Origin of the sequence: Belnapia moabensis DSM 16746 (assembly GCF_000745835.1) — a bacterium.
GTDB classification, from domain to species: Bacteria; Pseudomonadota; Alphaproteobacteria; order Acetobacterales; family Acetobacteraceae; genus Belnapia; species Belnapia moabensis.
The window spans coordinates 1-2504 of record NZ_JQKB01000232.1 but is presented as its reverse complement, the minus strand read 5'-3'; the positions used below and the strand labels follow the sequence as shown (position 1 = coordinate 2504).

3 protein-coding genes are annotated in these 2504 nt (G+C 59.7%); all 3 read left to right on the top strand.

Going from position 1 to position 2504, the window contains the following annotated elements:
* Positions 1-518 precede the first annotated feature (518 nt).
* Genes EP26_RS35980 through EP26_RS34370 form a run of 3 tightly spaced genes read left to right on the top strand, consistent with a single transcriptional unit; the run spans position 519 to position 1714 of the window.
* Positions 519-944, top strand: a complete 426-nt coding sequence (locus EP26_RS35980) for a hypothetical protein (RefSeq protein ID WP_157033980.1) — start codon at positions 519-521, stop codon at positions 942-944.
* On the top strand, positions 941-1228 hold the full coding sequence (locus EP26_RS35975) for a hypothetical protein (RefSeq protein WP_157033979.1): 288 nt from the start codon (positions 941-943) through the stop codon (positions 1226-1228). Before EP26_RS35980 ends, EP26_RS35975 begins: the two co-directional genes overlap by 4 nt.
* Positions 1229-1258: 30 nt before the next feature.
* Positions 1259-1714, top strand: a complete 456-nt coding sequence (locus EP26_RS34370; RefSeq protein WP_169747562.1) for a DUF4214 domain-containing protein — start codon at positions 1259-1261, stop codon at positions 1712-1714.
* Positions 1715-2504: the final 790 nt, after the last annotated feature.

The following is a 2504-nucleotide window of genomic DNA, read 5'->3' as shown; positions in this document are numbered from 1 at the left end:
TCCAACGATGACACTGACGGTCTGGGCCATAGCCGGAGAATTCCACCGCAGCGGCCCGCTGTGAATCCTCCGTCTGGGTCAGTGCACTAGTCTCGCCCGGTCCGATGGAATGGCTGAAGGCACCAGGCGGTGGAAGGGCTGACGGCGAGATGCTCCGCCTCTCATGGTGCAGGTCGAGCAGCACAGCGGATGCCGGAGATAGCCGCCACGCTGCTCCGGGCCCCGGCTCGCCCAGCCCCGGTCATTCTAGCCTTGCCGCAGTTGCTCAGCCGCCCAACCCGCAGCGTCAGGAACCTGACGTGTTTTGGCTGCGCCCCACACCGCCCCGATCAAGCTCGAGCGCCGGCGTCCTTTAGCTTGTCTCAATTCGCATCCGCTTTTTCCTGATTTGGAGATTTCCGGGTTATATACTTTATGCCACGCTCATTTTGAGACTGGTGCGTCAATATAACGAGTAGCGTTCGAGGCCGGCTGATATGCGCTCCAGGACTTGACATACACTAAGAAAGGTTTCTGATATGGCCGTTACTGCAAGTCTTCTGCTGCCGAGGACTCCAACGGGCGATTATTATATCGACGAGGGTGGCAGTATTCCTGTCCGGATCACCCGCGATACCACGACGGGGTCGGATGCGGTCAGGGTTGCACCACCAGGGTACCTTGCTGGAGTATTTGAGCCCAACCAAGCACAAACCGTGGCCTTCACTCCTGGCTTGGCGACCGACACAACCCGCGATATCCAGCTCAGAGTTCGCGACGATGTCACGTTCGAGGAGTTTGAGCGCTTCAGCTTTGATGTGACCTCAATCAACGGTACGGTGCTCAATCCCAGCTTTCTGAATGGCGCCGTCCGGAACAATGACACGCTTCCCATTGTGGGGTTAAAGACCACGACGCTCCAAGTGGTGGAAAATGCCCCGGGGCTAAGTTCCACTTCGACGTGACCCGCACCGGCGCTGACCTGTCCATGGAGACACGGGTGGAGGTGCGGTTCGCGCCAGAAGGCATCACCCCAGTCGACAATGCCGATTTCACCGGCCCCAACGCTGGCCTGGGATCAGTCTTTGTTGTTTTCCGGGCCGGGGAAACCACCAAGCCCATTGATATCGCAATACAAAATGACAACGCTATCGAAGCGGCAGAGGCGTTGCGGGCGAATATCTATTCAGCGGTCAGCACCTCGCCACAAGGCAGGTTTCCCGCCGAAAAACCAAATGCCATTGATTGAGCCGGTGGCGTCTCGGCTGTTGCAACCATCGTGAATGACGACTTCCTTGGCAGCAACTCCAATAATGGCACCACGTTTCAAACCTACGGTCCGGCGGGGCAGATCATACGCCTATACGACACCATGCTGGATCGGTTTCCGGAACCTGCCGGCCGGGATTACTATGTCAATCTGATCAACACCGGACAGGCTACGCTGCAAAGCCTGGAGGCCAATTTCCAGAATTCGCCAGAATTTCTCGCTAAGTATGGCAACACCTCGAACGCCCAGTTCATTGAGCTTTTGTATCAAAATACCCTGAATCGCGGCCCTGAGGGCGGCGTCGTTGACTACTATGTCAATCGGCTCCAAGCGGCGAGATCGTGCAAAACTTCTCGGAAGCTCCTGAACATATCGCTGGCGTCGAGCAAACGTACAATATCGACTTTATCTAACCTGATCATCCGGCGCCGGGCCCGGCGCCGGACACAGCAATACCTGTGCTAAGATGGCCACCGCCCTGCGCGGGGCGGGTATGGCCCGGATTGGGGACAGGCGAGATGCGTTGAGCCCTTGCAGCGACCGCGGCGGAGAGATCTCCTTACGCCGCAGCCTTCCGCCTTCAGGGTAGACTTGGTCGGCTCGACCACGATGGCACCCTCGGCACAACAGTAGCTCACGCCGATAGCCCTTGGCTGGCAACCTACCCGCCTTTGATCAGCAGGCCCGCGACGCCAGTCCGCGCTGCTGACGCGGGCAGCCGTGCCACATATCCCAATCGGTGGTGTGAGCCGACAACCAGTGCGGGCAGCATCGTTGGGCTAGGCTTATTGCAGCAGACCCGTTCGGGCGACCGTTGCGAGGGAAGCTTGGGCAACGACCGTGGCATATGACAGGGTTTAGGAGCAGTGTCCGGGGCCGCAGCTTGACTGCCGGAAACGGCGCCGCAGGTCGCGTGGAAGCGCCGCGCCTCCCAAGGTAGTCCGGCTCATCCTGTTCGCCACGGATTTTGAGACGTTGACTTTCGCTGCCCTGCACGATGTGATCGGCGTCATCAACGATGATCGGTGCCCGCCATAAGGAGCCTCGCAGGGTGACCGAGCCCCCCGGCCACCAGGGCTGCGGTGCGCGTCAAGGTAGTTGTCGCCTTGGTCTCGTAATGGCCTCCTCTATCTGGTCTGCTTCGCTGTGCTGAGCGCAATGATGCTGTCGCGCTCTGGATTGAGGGTGACGGCGCCGATCGGGGTCCAGTTGCGGGTCGGCCCGCTCCAGCGGCGAGGATTGGCCTCGCGGGCCT